Origin of the sequence: Klebsiella sp. K-Nf6, from assembly GCF_002806655.1 — a bacterium.
GTDB classification, from domain to species: Bacteria; Pseudomonadota; Gammaproteobacteria; order Enterobacterales; family Enterobacteriaceae; genus Klebsiella; species Klebsiella variicola.
This window is the reverse complement of sequence record NZ_PIBN01000019.1, coordinates 20,670-33,982: the sequence shown is the minus strand read 5'-3', so window position 1 is coordinate 33,982 and position 13,313 is coordinate 20,670. Positions and strand designations below refer to the sequence as shown.

Annotated in this window: 16 protein-coding genes; all 16 read right to left on the bottom strand. The window is 51.0% G+C overall.

Features of this window, described 5'->3' with window-relative positions; genetic code table 11:
* Positions 1-94: 94 nt before the first annotated feature.
* Positions 95-787 (bottom strand): hypothetical protein, encoded by a 693-nt coding sequence (locus tag CWM61_RS29510; protein ID WP_164845841.1) that lies wholly within the window; start codon positions 785-787, stop codon positions 95-97.
* A gap of 192 nt (positions 788-979) precedes the next feature.
* On the bottom strand, positions 980-1,711 hold the full coding sequence (traT, locus tag CWM61_RS24070; protein WP_016831056.1) for a conjugal transfer complement resistance protein TraT: 732 nt from the start codon (positions 1,709-1,711) through the stop codon (positions 980-982).
* A 250-nt stretch (positions 1,712-1,961) separates the two neighbouring features.
* A complete protein-coding gene (locus CWM61_RS24065) occupies positions 1,962-2,564 on the bottom strand; it encodes a hypothetical protein (protein ID WP_100632045.1) in 603 nt (200 codons plus the stop codon).
* Positions 2,565-2,587: 23 nt separating this feature from the next.
* The gene (traG, locus tag CWM61_RS24060; RefSeq protein WP_100632044.1) at positions 2,588-5,410 is read right to left on the bottom strand and encodes a conjugal transfer mating-pair stabilization protein TraG; all 2,823 of its coding nucleotides are present in this window, start codon (positions 5,408-5,410) and stop codon (positions 2,588-2,590) included.
* A complete protein-coding gene (traH, locus tag CWM61_RS24055; RefSeq protein WP_072198238.1) occupies positions 5,410-6,789 on the bottom strand; it encodes a conjugal transfer pilus assembly protein TraH in 1,380 nt (459 codons plus the stop codon). Before traH ends, traG begins: the two co-directional genes overlap by 1 nt.
* A complete protein-coding gene (gene trbF, locus CWM61_RS24050) occupies positions 6,767-7,210 on the bottom strand; it encodes an F-type conjugal transfer protein TrbF (protein ID WP_020316643.1) in 444 nt (147 codons plus the stop codon). Before trbF ends, traH begins: the two co-directional genes overlap by 23 nt.
* A 45-nt stretch (positions 7,211-7,255) precedes the next feature.
* Positions 7,256-7,813 (bottom strand): type-F conjugative transfer system pilin assembly thiol-disulfide isomerase TrbB, encoded by a 558-nt coding sequence (trbB, locus tag CWM61_RS24045; protein ID WP_020804677.1) that lies wholly within the window; start codon positions 7,811-7,813, stop codon positions 7,256-7,258.
* Complete coding sequence (gene traQ / locus CWM61_RS24040; protein ID WP_023340931.1) at positions 7,785-8,024, bottom strand: type-F conjugative transfer system pilin chaperone TraQ; 240 nt, start codon at positions 8,022-8,024, stop codon at positions 7,785-7,787. The genes trbB and traQ overlap by 29 nt, the downstream gene beginning before the upstream one ends.
* Positions 8,025-8,034: 10 nt before the next feature.
* Positions 8,035-8,787, bottom strand: coding sequence for a type-F conjugative transfer system pilin assembly protein TraF (gene traF / locus CWM61_RS24035; protein WP_100632043.1), 753 nt, complete (start codon positions 8,785-8,787; stop codon positions 8,035-8,037).
* 20 nt (positions 8,788-8,807) lie between these two features.
* Positions 8,808-9,134 carry a hypothetical protein gene (locus CWM61_RS24030; protein WP_020323521.1) on the bottom strand — a complete coding sequence of 109 codons (327 nt, stop codon included), beginning with the start codon at positions 9,132-9,134 and terminating at the stop codon, positions 8,808-8,810.
* 10 nt (positions 9,135-9,144) lie between these two features.
* Entirely contained in the window at positions 9,145-9,372 is a 228-nt protein-coding gene (locus CWM61_RS24025) for a conjugal transfer protein TrbE (protein WP_012540032.1), read from the bottom strand.
* Positions 9,362-9,643 carry a hypothetical protein gene (locus CWM61_RS24020; RefSeq protein ID WP_022644736.1) on the bottom strand — a complete coding sequence of 94 codons (282 nt, stop codon included), beginning with the start codon at positions 9,641-9,643 and terminating at the stop codon, positions 9,362-9,364. The genes CWM61_RS24025 and CWM61_RS24020 overlap by 11 nt, the downstream gene beginning before the upstream one ends.
* A 32-nt stretch (positions 9,644-9,675) precedes the next feature.
* Complete coding sequence (gene traN, locus CWM61_RS24015; protein WP_100632042.1) at positions 9,676-11,631, bottom strand: type-F conjugative transfer system mating-pair stabilization protein TraN; 1,956 nt, start codon at positions 11,629-11,631, stop codon at positions 9,676-9,678.
* Entirely contained in the window at positions 11,628-12,011 is a 384-nt protein-coding gene (locus CWM61_RS24010) for a hypothetical protein (RefSeq protein ID WP_032738552.1), read from the bottom strand. The genes traN and CWM61_RS24010 overlap by 4 nt, the downstream gene beginning before the upstream one ends.
* Positions 12,008-12,655: a type-F conjugative transfer system pilin assembly protein TrbC gene (gene trbC, locus CWM61_RS24005; RefSeq protein ID WP_100632041.1), complete on the bottom strand. Its 648-nt coding sequence runs from the start codon at positions 12,653-12,655 to the stop codon at positions 12,008-12,010. The genes CWM61_RS24010 and trbC overlap by 4 nt, the downstream gene beginning before the upstream one ends.
* 39 nt (positions 12,656-12,694) lie before the next feature.
* The gene (locus CWM61_RS24000; protein ID WP_227521398.1) at positions 12,695-13,312 is read right to left on the bottom strand and encodes a hypothetical protein; all 618 of its coding nucleotides are present in this window, start codon (positions 13,310-13,312) and stop codon (positions 12,695-12,697) included.
* Between the last annotated feature and the right edge of the window lies 1 nt (position 13,313).

The window sequence follows — 13,313 nt, the reverse complement described above, 5'->3', positions numbered from 1 at the left end:
GGAAGGACAAATTAATCAGCGGAAATACACCGGCACAGAAAACAGGATTACAGTCATGCCCGGATCCATTGATGACCAGGCCGGATACTGACTGTTATTCAGTGGTGATACAGAAGGTATAGCCCTCAGAGCCCAGGCAATGTCCGCCTTTAATATACGGCTTCGCCACCTGCCGCCCGGCCTCATCGACCAGGGCATGCAGTGTGGATGGCGATGTTTCAGCCGTGTACTGCAGGCAGACGCAGAAATACTTCACGGGATGTTTAATGATATCCGGACGTTCAAACCAGCCTGCCCCCGGGAAAAGCCGGGTACTGCAGAGCCTGTCAGAAGGAAACTGAGTCTGCACGGACCAGGCAAACACGTCGTCAGTGCTGTCGCGGCGATTGACGCCGGGGATATACAAATCTTCAGCTTCGCGCACAACACGGGAGGCGAGAGAGGACAGGACAGAATCATCCGTGCTGGCCGGGCCTTCCACACATATGGAAAGATGGAAATATTCCGGTTTGCTCTGCGCTTCTGGCTTTGCATCGGGAATAACTGACACCGTGCCTCGCTTACGTCCCGCGGAAGACGTCATTAATTTTCGAAAAAAGACACCTGCGATGAAAACAAGGACGAGAATAACCAACGCGCTGCAAAAATACATGATGTGGTCACTGAAGAGAGAACAGACCTCGCGGTGTGACAGGGAATAAGTCTCCCCCACAGCAGGATGCGGATAAATATCGCCAGGCACCAGTTCATGTGTATCAACAGACCTGACAGGTTCAGATATTGTCATAAATAACCTCTGATAAAATAAAGTCAAAAAGACTCCGCCGAAGGCGGCAACGCCTCACAGATGCACAAATAAATTGCGCAACTGTTCACCGTTTAGATGTGGAATTAACTGATTCTTTGACGAATGAATTTTGACACGCCAGAAAGGTGATGCCAGTCTGGCCCGGAGTGCCCGGGCCGAGGAGTAGAAAACCTACAGAATATTTGCGATCGATTTTGCCAGCTGGTCTTCAAGAACAGGCTGGGCTTCAGGGAACTTGAGGTTAACTTTATTAGCGTTCGAGACGACGCGAGTCTGGTATTTGTGCTGATTACCTGTTTCCGTACTTGTCTGCACTTTTGCGCCCGATGTTCCCTGACGTAATACGGCCACGTTATCAGTCTGAACCTGAGTTTTGGTTCTTTCCGCGATCTGAACATCGGTGATCATGGTGTAGTTCACATCTTCCACCATCGCGTCAGCCGCCATTCCGACCAGACCGGCTGCAAGCCCTACTCCCAGGGTTGCTCCCGCGGAACTGGAGTTGTAAGCGGTAATCCCCGCCCCAAGAGCGGCGCCAGTCACAGCGCCCTCATAACCCCGGCTTAACCAGCCCTGAGACTCACGAAGGTCCATTTTATCGGCCTTGAGCACATTAGCCTGGATCCAGTAGCCCGCCGTATCCGGGTTACTGACGACCTGATATCCCTTTGAAGTGACGGCGCTGGCAATTTTTGCCTGCAGGCCACTCATATCCTTATCGGAGGTATTTTTGATTTGCAGATAAACCGTCTTATTATTTGAAGGTTCCAGCCAGATTGTTTCGCTCATCTGGGTTTTTACTTCCAGATTTCTCTTTTTAATGGCGGTTCCCATTGCACTACATCCAGATAACACCAGCGCAGAGCTGACGACCATAACAGTCATCAATTTATTTAATTGCATACATATTCCTTGTGCCATAATCATTATGAGACATACACATTCCATTTCTGCATCCAGAATGCGCAGTTACTATATCCAACTTTTTATTTGAGTGGAAATTTATTAAAATTAATGCACTAATAATTTCGCATGTGTATTTTTAGCCTACCAACTAACCACCATAATTGATAGGCCAAATTTGAGGGGGGATTTTTTAAAACCAGCCACTCTCCCTGCTGAGTTTTAGTGGTCAAATTAGCTTAATCATTTGTTAATGATTCCGATCTATACCATACACGTTTCCTGCAACGTCTACATTTTCAATCATAGGAAGCCCACTCGCAGGATTAATATCATGGGTACTTATAGATATCTCATTTCCATATAGCCCCATAGCACTGCTACATGTACTATTAGGTTGGTCGAGGTTGACTGAACCGTCAGAACAATGCTCAAGCTGATAACTCATAAACTCTCGCTCGAAGAACACTTCCTTGTATGGTAAGGTCGTCAATGATTGTGTTCTCCCGACATAATTCCTGCCGGTCCCATTTTCGAATGCACTTTCATTATCATTACTAAATTTCACAGTTGCAAACTTTATTGCTTTATTCATAACCCAAATTGGGTATAGGACAATACTTATCAAACAGGCTATGGGATTAACAATACAACAGACTCCGGCCAGAACAAGATAAAGATTACTAACATCAGCTACTCGGCGTTTTGTTTTCGCACCAACTTTAATGAAAACATATTTGAACACCAACAACCATATCGCGGATGCTAATACTATAAAAATAGTTTCTGATACTCGCCATCCTGCTAATAGGCACGATATACCCTGAATAAGTAGCAAAGCAATCATTTTCATATTTTACTTTCCTCCCCCCTTAGTTAGGGCTTATGCTTCCGCTCAAATTCCTGGGCCTTAGCTAGGAGTTCGTCTCTTGTATCCGCTCCAGGAAGTGCTCTCTGTTCAGCCTTTTTGTCATTGTATTCTTTCTCAAATTTATTTCCTTCCAAATTATGGTGGTTTTCCAGACGAGTGTGTTCATTCTGAACATCATCCTCCTGCTTATGTATGCTATCTTGCCTATCCTTATGAGCTTGCTGGTTATCGCTAACCATGTGTTCAACCGATTGGTGAACATCATTTTTGATACCTGCATTTTTGGTCATCTCATCGATACTATCACCGTGAGAGTTGTAGTCCGCATATACTGTACCGCTTCCTTTACCTTCAGAAACTGATGGCATATTTGCGCCAATGTTTCTTCTGCCCTCCTGGTACGCCTCATCAACTTTAGGTTCAACCTGTTGTTTCACAAATTCACGAGCCAGTTGCTCCCTTTGGGCAGCGATTTCAGGTGAAGACGTGTCAGTAAGAATAGCTTCAGCATTTTGTGGGGCATTTTTCTGTACGAAATTAGCAAATTGTTGAGTCAGGTTTTCGTTCATCTGGCCGCTCATGCTTTCTGTTCGTGAGGCCATCTCACTATACTCATGGCTACGTGTTTTGCTCGTCGTATACTGGTCATAGCTATTTTTCGCACTGGCCAAAGAGGCGGAAAATTGATCAACCCGAGAAGATGCATTGTTATCAGTGATGTTTCCAGACTGACTTGATTTCTGGTTGATGAAGTAATCAGAAGACTCTCTGAAGTCTTTAACTGCCTGACTGCTGGTATCATGATTGTCAGCATTAGATTGGCGTCCTGACTCAGTAGTATTGTCTTGAGATCCAGAACTTGCTGTCCCTCTCGCCGACATCCTCCCACCGAATTCAGCTTTACCGCCATTACCGAAGAGCTCGAATCCAACACCACCTCTAGCTCCTACATATGCCTCGCCAGAAACATCACCTCTCACTGACTTGTCCATAAGCTGGCCGAATGCTTCATCACGGCTAATATGGTTAGCTTTAGCATACGAATCTACAGCATTCATCATCTTGCTTCTGGCCATCGAATCCTGCGAAGACTCGGTAGTATCGGCCCCGGCCGTTGTTGAGGCGCTGTTCCCTTTATTGGTGCCAAATTGCTGCAGACTATTCCAGGCACTTGTCACGCTGCTGTTATAGCCATGCAGCGCGCTTTCGGCCTGAACATCTGACTCACGGGCCATCTGTTGCTGCGCACTGGCTATCTGACGACCGACGTTGATATCCACCGGCAGTTTTGACATTGCACCACCACTGTCCCAGACCATCGAGCCATCGCGCGTCTGCGTGCTCATTCCCCCGTTCGCCAGCTGCCGTGACATCTGTCCGAAACTCGTTGTACTGTTGGTACCCCAGCTGTAGCCGCTGACGTTCTCCATCTGCATGTTGGCAAACGAGTAATTCCCGTCCACCACGCCGGAGGCTGCCTGCGATGTTGCACCAAGCCCGGAAGAAGAAAAATGGCTGTAGGCACTGGAGAAGGCGGCCCCCATGCTCTTCACGATCCCCCACGACAAAGGCGGTATCATCACGGCAATATAGCCCGCAGTGGTCGCAATATCCGAGTTTTTGAGCTGAACCTGCGACAACTCAGAGAGAACAACCGGCACGCCATTTTGCTTCGCATAGTAGGCCATTGCGCTGTTCAGGATGGCGAACAGCAATGGCCACGTCTGCAGCCAGATAAGCGCAAACACATACCCCTTAAGCACCTGCAGCGTCATCATGTTAAACATGGCGGCCATCACCATGATCGGGAACATCCCAATCATTAACCCCATAATGACGGTCTGCGTCAGCGGAAGTGCGCGAAGCGCCTGATGCCCCATTGTGGCCTGAGCCAGCCGCTGCTTTTCAAGAGATGAGGTGTTAGCGATATTGACCAGACTGGCGGTATCACCGCTGCGGGCTGCATAACTCTGGATCCCGCTGCGCAGGGCGTTCATCGTGACGTTCTGGCGGATAATCTGCCCGGCGCTCTGTCCCGAGCTGTAGAAGTAATTGTAGCTGTCGCCAATCATCTGGCTGAACAGCAGATCGGGATTAGGTTTGCCGCCAAACAGCTGACGAACATAGTAGTTCCAGGTTTTACCGCCTGTCTGGGTATCCAGCGCAAGAGCCGATTTCAGATCCCGTGAGGCCTCCTCGCATGTCTGGAACTGGTTGTTTTTATCAAACACGCCACGCAGTGGACTCGGGTTTGCAAAAATCAGGGTGTACGGGTCAGGTGAATTCAGTAATTCCTCAAAAGTGTACTTATGATTGAGAAAAATATCGCCCATCACACAGTTTTGTACGTAATCGGAAAACAGCGTCGTAATCTGAGGATTTTGTGACAAAAAATCCGTACTTTTCGCGACCAGATTACTGCCAAATAACATCCCCGTTTTACTGTACGTGACACTGTCCGGCAGCGCGAAGACCATCTCATAACTCTGGATAAGCGCGTTTCCCACCCGCGTTGTCAGCGACGCCGGAATAGCCAGACCAATAGGTACATTATCGACTTCATAGACCTGCGCAACGTTACTGTAATCGATGATCTGCACAGGGGTGCGAATGACAATCAGCATAGAAACCAGGGTGAGCGAAAAGACCCAGCCAATCAGCTCCATCACGTTGTGTTTTTTTACCCAGTTCCCCGCCACAATGAGTACCGAAATGGCGATACACATCTTTTCTATGGTCGACCATGTGCCGGTCCCCATAAACGCCGCAATCGCGTTCAGGTTGCCCCGTAACCAGTCACCGCCTGCAATGGCATATACCTCAAGCATTACTGATTCCCCCCAAAATGATAGTTATTCTGGTAGCGGGTCATCATGCGGGCAGAGACCTGCTGGCGCATGTAACTCATTTGCCTGTCCACCACGAGCAAGGCGTCCTGCTGAACCTGAACGCGGGACTGGAAAGCTGCAATCTGCACACTCGCCTGGTTGAGGTTTTCCATGATCATATCCATTGTCGACTGGGGATAATTACCGGTTGAGATCATCGCCCGGGCCTGCTGGATAAGTTCCTGAATGTACTGCAGCAGGATGTCGTAGCCGATATAGTCCGTCAGCTGGTAAATAAGTGAGTTAGACACCCCGAGCATCTGCGGATCGACCAGGTATTTGAATACCGGAATGGTTGTGCTGGAGATAAACCCTTTCTCCTGATCCGTCAGCTTTTCATCAGCCACCGCTTTATTCTGGATACTGCTTAACAAAGCGGAAATCTGGCTTTTCAGCGCCTTACTGGAGGTGATGGTCACGGTGGCATCAGCAACGACCTTAAGACACTTATCCGAATCATTGCAGTGATAGATTTTAGCCGTGCCGCCCTCCATCATGGCTTTAATCAGATCCTGGTCAGTGGTGCGTGCCGGCAGCGGGGTGATCTCACTGTTCTCACCAAAAATCAGCGTCCCGGTCAGGGTCATCACAAACTCTTTCAGCTCCTTATTGCCGTCAAAGAGCCGGTTTTTGGACAGGGCATCCCACATAATGTTGATGTTCTTCATTACACGCTCCTTGTCCTTATCGCTGGCTTTATCCTGCACTTTGTCCATCTGCCCCCCCACCGAACAGCCCTGACGGGAAGCCGCCCAGTCCGCAAAAATGTTGCTCTCGCCGGCAATGTCCTGGCAGACCTTTTGCTGCGCCACCTGGGTCCGTGGAAACAGACCGCCCACAATGCCCTGAGCGGCCTGGCAGGAGCTGAGGTTCATGCTGTTGATGTCGCTGGCCATCTTCTGCAGGAAGTCTTTGGCAGTTTTGATCTCCGGAACCGTGGTCTGCAGGGCAAGGTCAAAGAAGTAGCCCGCGGCGTTGGACATAATTTGTTTGCCGAAGCGCTGCAGCTGCTCGCTGTTGATAAATGAGAACGACCCCAGGTACGCATCGATGCCGCCGCAGCCGGCGTTAATATCCGGCAGGGTCATGCTGACCAGCTGGATCGTTTTCACCTGCGTTCTGGCATACAGCGAACCGCCGGAGGCGTAACCCGCCGCCTGTCCCTGCCAGACCTGCGGCTGGCTGGTATTGGACGCAAAGCCAAGCTTATTGAAGAATTGGTTCATGTCGCCATTCACGTCGGCGGCGGCGCTAAATGACAGGCCAAGCGCGGCACCGCAGAAGAGTGACAGAAGTTTAATTCGCATCCTGTCCTCCATTACGCACAGCATTATTTTTAACTCTGTCATTTCTCAGAATAAAAAGGGTCTTAAGGTGATAACTGAAAAAATTGCGGATCGCTAATGTCACTCCGGCAACAAAGAACCCCACCCCAACAGCGATCAGCGCATAAGGGATGGCGTACATCATAATATTCCACAGGTCTTTTACTCGCAGGTCACCGCTGGCTATCCAGTCAGCCACGCAGAGATTAAATAAAAATCTCATTATCCATAACAGCAGAGCACCTGCAGTGAGAAACACAATGAATAATTCCAGATAGATTTCCATACGCCTTTCCCGGTGGATAAATTCCGGCTTCAGTTGTTCTATTTTTTCTGCTGCTGTCTGCCCGGGTGCTTTTAAACTGGCTGGAAATAAAAACGCATACAGTCCCGTCGAACGTATATATTTGTTCATGGCTATTTTCCTTAATCACTTGCTAAGACCGGATATAACAGAGACTCAGTGCATCATCTGAAATACCGTATCCACTCTGGCCATAAAGCCCTGTGCATCCGTGGCGCCCTGCAGGATCGGGTACGCTGCCAGGGTGTTCACGTTGACCAGAAACGTGGTCGGGGTGGCTACCGGGATATTGGGGAAAAAGGTCTGCATCACGTCAGGAGGCGCCGGCAGCGCCTCAGGAAACGCGTCATCACCCTGTCCGTCAATGGTGTAAGAGAACACGGAGAAGCCATACTGTCCGGCCAGCTGCTTCAGTACCGGGTCAAACTTATGACAGTAGGGACAGTGTCCCTGCATGAACAGCACCACTTTCCAGTCGCGCAGGTCCACCTGCTTTCCGTTGCTGAGTCGTAACCAGCGTGGCTGAGATGCCCCGCTCACCGCCTGGGGAGTGTCGCTCTGCGGGGAAGCCGTTTCAGTACCGGAGATTCCCCGCGGATCCCAGAGCGACTTCACCTCATCGAGCGTGCCCGCCTGTGCCAGTCCGGCCAGAGCAAGGGAAAGAGCCAGCGCCGCCAGCGGCGTCTTAGCGATGTTCTTCAGGCTGCTTTTCACAAGCTTTCTCCTCTTTTTCGGCTTCAGCAATGAGGGCGTTAAGAATGCGGTATCCCCCGAACACCACCATTCCTAATCCCAGAATTTCAGCGGCCTGCACGGCCATTTCAGGCTGTTTTCTGACAAGCCGGGCTATCAGGTGGAAAAACACGCCCACGGCCAGCACCCACATCCCGGTGATATCTAAATCCGGAAAACGAATATTTCGCATGACACACTCCTTAGAAATTCGGTTTAAAGTCGCTGGAGACATAGAGGAACTGTTTCGCCAGGTCGTCCTGACTGATAAAGCCGTAACTGAGAGGCTTCACCTGGCCACTTTTCGGGTTAACCAGCATCATCGCGGGGAAGAACTTCACGCCAAGCTGCTCTGCCTGGCCCTGGTCCTTACGGCTGTCGGGCAGCATGGGGTTAATCACGCCGTCAACCGACACCGGTATCACGCTCAGGCCATAGGTTTCGCGAAAATTTTTAATCACCTGGACCAGCTGGCCATCGATCGCGTCGCGCCCCCGATAGAAGAACATCACACCGTAGTGCTGTGCGAGGGTGGAGATAGCCTGACGCTGTTCGGCATAGTCGGCGGCCAGCTGGTTTTTTACCGTGCCGTTGTAGTGGCTGTACTGCAGGTTGTAATCGAGCTCCGGGTTTTCCAGCATGGCTTTCTTCGCGCTCATGGAGAACAGGCCAGCCTGCTGCGTCCAGTAGTTTTGAAGACGGAAGAACTTCACAAAAGCCGGCACCGAGGGATACAGGATGGCTTCCGCTAATGCTTTTTTCGTTGCATGTTGCAGGACTGCCTGTTTCTCCAGGATATCCATTTGCGGCGGTGGTGCCGCTGGTACGGCTTTCCTGTCCTCATCACGGGGCTTCAGTTTCTCGTTGTACCACTGCCAGCCCGCGTCTTTGGCGAAAGCCGGCATCAGGGCGCAGCAAAGGCACCCCGCCAGCATGGCGGCATGTATTGTTCGCATGGCAAATACCCTTTTATGAATTATTGCGACTGGCGTGACAGATGCTGATAGACACTGTATTTATCGAGCTGGCGCTGTATCTTTCCTGCATCATCACGGGCTTCAAAGCGGTAACCGCTGCAGTACAGAGGCAGATGATTTATCTGAAGGTCCACCCGCTCCCCGTCCCTGACCACCCACGCGGCCTGAGAAACAGTGTCGCACTGGATCCCCCAGGCCCGGTTGGTGGTCATAAATGCGTTAACCTGTCTGTCCCGCCACAGGCTGTACGACATAATGCTCACCAGAAAAACAACAAACACGCTGACAAACAGCACCACCATTCCATACGATTTTCTCTCTTCCATCCCTGCTCCTTTATTTTCCCTTCTGTAAAAGTCTGGTCAGCGCCGAAAAAAACAGATAATTCATAAGCCCGACACCGCCCATGCAGAGAATAAAGACCACACTCTCAACATAATCACTCCCCGATGTCCCTTTGACGGCATCCCAGGAGAAATAAATCACCGGAGATATGATAATTACCGTCAGCGTCAGTCTCAGAGAAAAATCGACGGCAGGATGTTTGTGAAAATTAACTTTCATTCTTTTCTCTCCCGTTATGAGTATTCTGTTTTACACCGTCAGCCTTGTGCAGCCCGATAACGTAGAAAATGAGTGATGCCGCCCCCATCCCCATCGACTCAGACCAGCCCCGGGCAGACAGCCCTGCAAACGCAACGGCAACAGCCGCCTGGCACGCCACGGCCCCCAGGAATATCAGGAGCAGACTGCGGCCTGACATGAACAGGGCGATACAGGCCGGAATGAAAAGAAAGAGCACAAGCAAAACAACGACCATCAAGGACGCAGCCATTTAGTCACCTTTGATATGTTATTAATGGAGAGTTACTTTGCTGAAGACTGCGTGAGAAGTTCTTTAATACGCGCTTTTGTTTTTTCGGTCAGTTCGCTGTTATCCGGGATTTTCTGGTTATTTATTAAATCCTCCATGAAGTTTGTGAAATCCAGCTCGTTAAAATCAATCCCCTGGAGTTCCGCGACGGTAATGCCCCGACAGTCAGGACTGCTGGCGCCGCCAAAACCGATATGCAGCTGGCCGTTTCTGCCCTGCTGCTGAACGATCTGCGCCAGTTTTGAGTCGAACTGGCAATAGCTCCTTTTTTTCTCCAGGCAAATACCCAGAACCTTTTTAGAGCAGAACTCCCCGATACTGACCGTCAGCTTGTCTTTTTTCGCTTTGGCCAGCGCCTTTTCCTCGCTGCTGCAGCGTGCCAGCCCCACATCCTGGCCCCAGCCGCCGTCTTTGCAGCAGTTACTGAAGCCAGCCGCGAATTTTTTGCAGTATTTCGCTTTTCCGGTGAAGGCCCTGACATCCACCCCGTTCAGTGCCGCGACATCCTTCCCTGCAGCCGCCAGCGCTGCCAGCTCAGACACGGCCTGGCCAAAGTCGTTGCTCTTCCCGGACGTGGCTTTGTCACACTCCCCATCGAGGCAGAACACATCCCCGCCACAAACCATCTGTTTCCCGCTCGTCCTGGTTTCACAGGAATATGTCGCATACTCATGCAGGCAGGTTCCGTCTTCGCCGGAGAAGGCACACTGGCGGGATGACAGGGTGCAGGCCGTATTTTTCATCAGGCTTTCACAGGAGCCATAGTCCGCCGGCTGCGTGAGCCAGGTGTCCTTATATTTCCAGCAGGCTTCCGTGAACGAGTAATCCCTGCCTCCGAGGGTGATGGTTCGCGTTCCTCCCGGGCTGATACATTCCTCGCCCGTTTTTGTCCCTTCATCCTTACTGAACGGACAGCTTTCCACCCAGACGACTTCAGGTGCGTAGACGGTTTCGGTTTCCTCCATCACCAGGGTGACCGTGACCTGTACGGGTTTCTGGCTGGCCGATGATACGGTTCGTGATATTTTGCTTACAGCAAAGTTCTGCCCAGCAGTGACCGCTTTGTCCACACCAAACGACTGATGAATCTTCCCCTGCCCGTCATAGGTATACTTCGTACAATGCGTGTTCTGGCCGCCTGAACATATCGATTCTGATCGTGGCCAGCTGATCACATCAATGGGTAACGTTCGTTCAAAGAGGGCCAGGCTTTCACTGACGGCACTCTTGCAGCTATCCCGCACCTTCCCTTCGGCGTCGCATTCTTCAATCCAGGGGATCACCAGAGGCTCACCATCCACCGAGACATTCAGCAGACGCCCATCGGTCGGGATCGTCAGGTTGCCACTCCATTGCCGGGTACTCCGGGCATAATTCAGCGTCACCACCTGCTGATAGGTTCGGTTAACTTTCTGCGTGGTGGCGTTATCCTTCAGGGTCGCTTCCCGTGTGCAAAAATTTTCCACCTGCAGATCACGTTCGCAGGTATGGTTTGTGAACTCGCTGCGGTTCACAACCTGGGCGGTACAGGACTGTCCGGTATCACCGACAATGCTGTCGGCACGGGATTCGGTATCCCTGGCGGCCTGAATAAACGGCGCATCCTGAGATATCTGATCCGGTGGCCGGTTCGTGAACGACTCCGTAATCGTTTTGCCGGTATCCCCCTGGCTGAACTCCAGGGCTGAATCGCTTTTCAGGGAGCTGTCTCCGCTGGCAGTGACGCCGCCGTAGTATTTTGTCTGATCCGGGTTGGCGGTATAACCTGGCAGGTTTTGCTCACCGCTGAAATTTTTCAGTGAGTTCAGGCCATTGCCCTGCACCTGTTTCGCAAAATCCGAACCGGCTTTATAGTCGCTGCCGCTGCCGGCGCAGGCGGGGGATGCCAGCCAGATGAAGGCGCTCAGGACAACGAAATGCACGGTCAGCACGGAAATAACCGTCTTCATTTCCACCCTCCCGCATCCTTCACCATTCCCGGTAACGCCATCATGTCCTGCCGGAGAGTGTTCCGGCGCCAGCGGCTCATGTTGTTATGTGGCTTCGTCGGGTTTAGCCGGAAGCAGAGGGAATACACTGAATCAAAACTGCCGGTGATTTCCCATCCCCAGTTCAGCTCAGGCTCTCCTGATTCGGCATCTGCACGCAGACGCCGGCAAAGCCGTGAGGCCTGGGGAACAGACGAGGTGAACGCGACATAGGGCATCACGATATCGACGGGGTAGCCGTGCCCATGACAGGATGCATACGTCCTGTATGCGTATGCATTCATACAAGCCACCAGGTACCGGATATCGTTGTCGATATAATGGTACGGTTTCTCTTTCATGGCTGGCTCCCGGCGGCATTCGAGGGCGCATCAAGCATCTGCCGGGCCACCTGTGCGCAGTCACCGGTTTGTGCCACTTTCTCCAGCGCCTGTTTGACGTGAATGTTACCGCGTACCACGTCATATCCGGCCTGACACCGTACCACCAGAGACGGCACACTCCGGATGCCGTACTGCGTGTACAGTGTCGGGTCGATCTGCACCCCGTCGGTGACGCCGTCTTTCACCAGCTGCAGCACCGCGTCGGTGGTGGTCCTCATGTCGTTATTGACGAGCCCGCGCAGTGTCGCCGGAATGCCATACTGCCGGGTTTCGTGCAGCATCCGCTTCAGCCCCTCTTCAGGTATCGAGAAGGAGACAAAGTACAGCGCCCCTTCTGCCGGTTTTTCCTGATTCGCCGCTTTCTGCTGGCTGACCAGATTATCGATAAACTGGCGGTCAGATTTGGGCAGAGGATTGCGGCTGATTTGCGCCTCAAGCTCCTGCTGCAGCTGTTTATCCGGATGCTGGCGCAGCTGTTCGCTGAGGTTCTCCTGCTGTTTCAGCCACTGCTGGTCCCCGGGAGTATTAATATTGTCAGCGGCTGACGCCGTCGCACAGAGCAGACTCAGCCCCCAGGCCAGCCCGGTGATTTCTTTATTCATAATTGCCTCTATTACCGATTATAATGACTGATATTTATGTTATCCGGGATAATGACCTGTCCATGCCAAAAGGATACACAGAGTAAAGACAACCAGACCGATGAAAGAAAATATCAGCACTTCATTTTCGAGAGCCAGAGATGTTATAAAAAACAAGGCAAAACCACTAAAGTAAACAGCCAGGGGGGAATAGCCTGAAAATATAACAACCTGAGCTATAAACAAAGCAAAGAAAGCAGCAAGACAGAGATATAACGCTGTATTTTTCCAGGCTGAACACGATGTGAACCTGATAATATCCCCCTCTGTTTCATACCGGGTAATCAGTTTTAAAAAATCCCGGATATCCTTTAGTGCATCGATCATCAGCTGAATATCTGCTGCTCCTTTTGTGTATCGCCCTTCCTCTCTGACCACACTGAATTTATCATCCCGCAACAGGCTGATAAAAAAATCGACCTGTCCTGGTGTAGGGTAATGGTTGTGGTTCAACATCCACTGTATGTCCGAGAGATGGCGTTGCATGATTCTTGTTTTACTCAGTCGGATAAAGGGTTCTTCCGAGAGGCGAAGAAAAATGCCATTTAACCTCTCACGAACATAAGCGAATTCATTTACAGGGTCACAATCATGCATGTTTGATATTTTCATCATCATT

Bases quoted from the DNA above. Each gene is read 5' to 3' on its own strand.
- CWM61_RS29510 (WP_164845841.1), bottom strand. From the start codon at position 787: ATGACAATATCTGAACCTGTCAGGTCTGTTGATACACATGAACTGGTG.
- traQ (WP_023340931.1), bottom strand. From the start codon at position 8,024: ATGCGAAATATTCGTTTTCCGGATTTAGATATCACCGGGATGTGGGTG.
- traN (WP_100632042.1), bottom strand. From the start codon at position 11,631: ATGAAGACGGTTATTTCCGTGCTGACCGTGCATTTCGTTGTCCTGAGC.
- CWM61_RS24030 (WP_020323521.1), bottom strand. From the start codon at position 9,134: ATGGAAGAGAGAAAATCGTATGGAATGGTGGTGCTGTTTGTCAGCGTG.
- traT (WP_016831056.1), bottom strand. From the start codon at position 1,711: ATGCAATTAAATAAATTGATGACTGTTATGGTCGTCAGCTCTGCGCTG.
- CWM61_RS24010 (WP_032738552.1), bottom strand. From the start codon at position 12,011: ATGAAAGAGAAACCGTACCATTATATCGACAACGATATCCGGTACCTG.
- trbC (WP_100632041.1), bottom strand. From the start codon at position 12,655: ATGAATAAAGAAATCACCGGGCTGGCCTGGGGGCTGAGTCTGCTCTGT.
- traH (WP_072198238.1), bottom strand. From the start codon at position 6,789: ATGGAGGACAGGATGCGAATTAAACTTCTGTCACTCTTCTGCGGTGCC.
- traG (WP_100632044.1), bottom strand. From the start codon at position 5,410: ATGCTTGAGGTATATGCCATTGCAGGCGGTGACTGGTTACGGGGCAAC.
- CWM61_RS24020 (WP_022644736.1), bottom strand. From the start codon at position 9,643: ATGGCTGCGTCCTTGATGGTCGTTGTTTTGCTTGTGCTCTTTCTTTTC.
- CWM61_RS24025 (WP_012540032.1), bottom strand. From the start codon at position 9,372: ATGAAAGTTAATTTTCACAAACATCCTGCCGTCGATTTTTCTCTGAGA.
- CWM61_RS24000 (WP_227521398.1), bottom strand. From the start codon at position 13,312: ATGATGATGAAAATATCAAACATGCATGATTGTGACCCTGTAAATGAA.
- traF (WP_100632043.1), bottom strand. From the start codon at position 8,787: ATGCGAACAATACATGCCGCCATGCTGGCGGGGTGCCTTTGCTGCGCC.
- CWM61_RS24065 (WP_100632045.1), bottom strand. From the start codon at position 2,564: ATGAAAATGATTGCTTTGCTACTTATTCAGGGTATATCGTGCCTATTA.
- trbF (WP_020316643.1), bottom strand. From the start codon at position 7,210: ATGAACAAATATATACGTTCGACGGGACTGTATGCGTTTTTATTTCCA.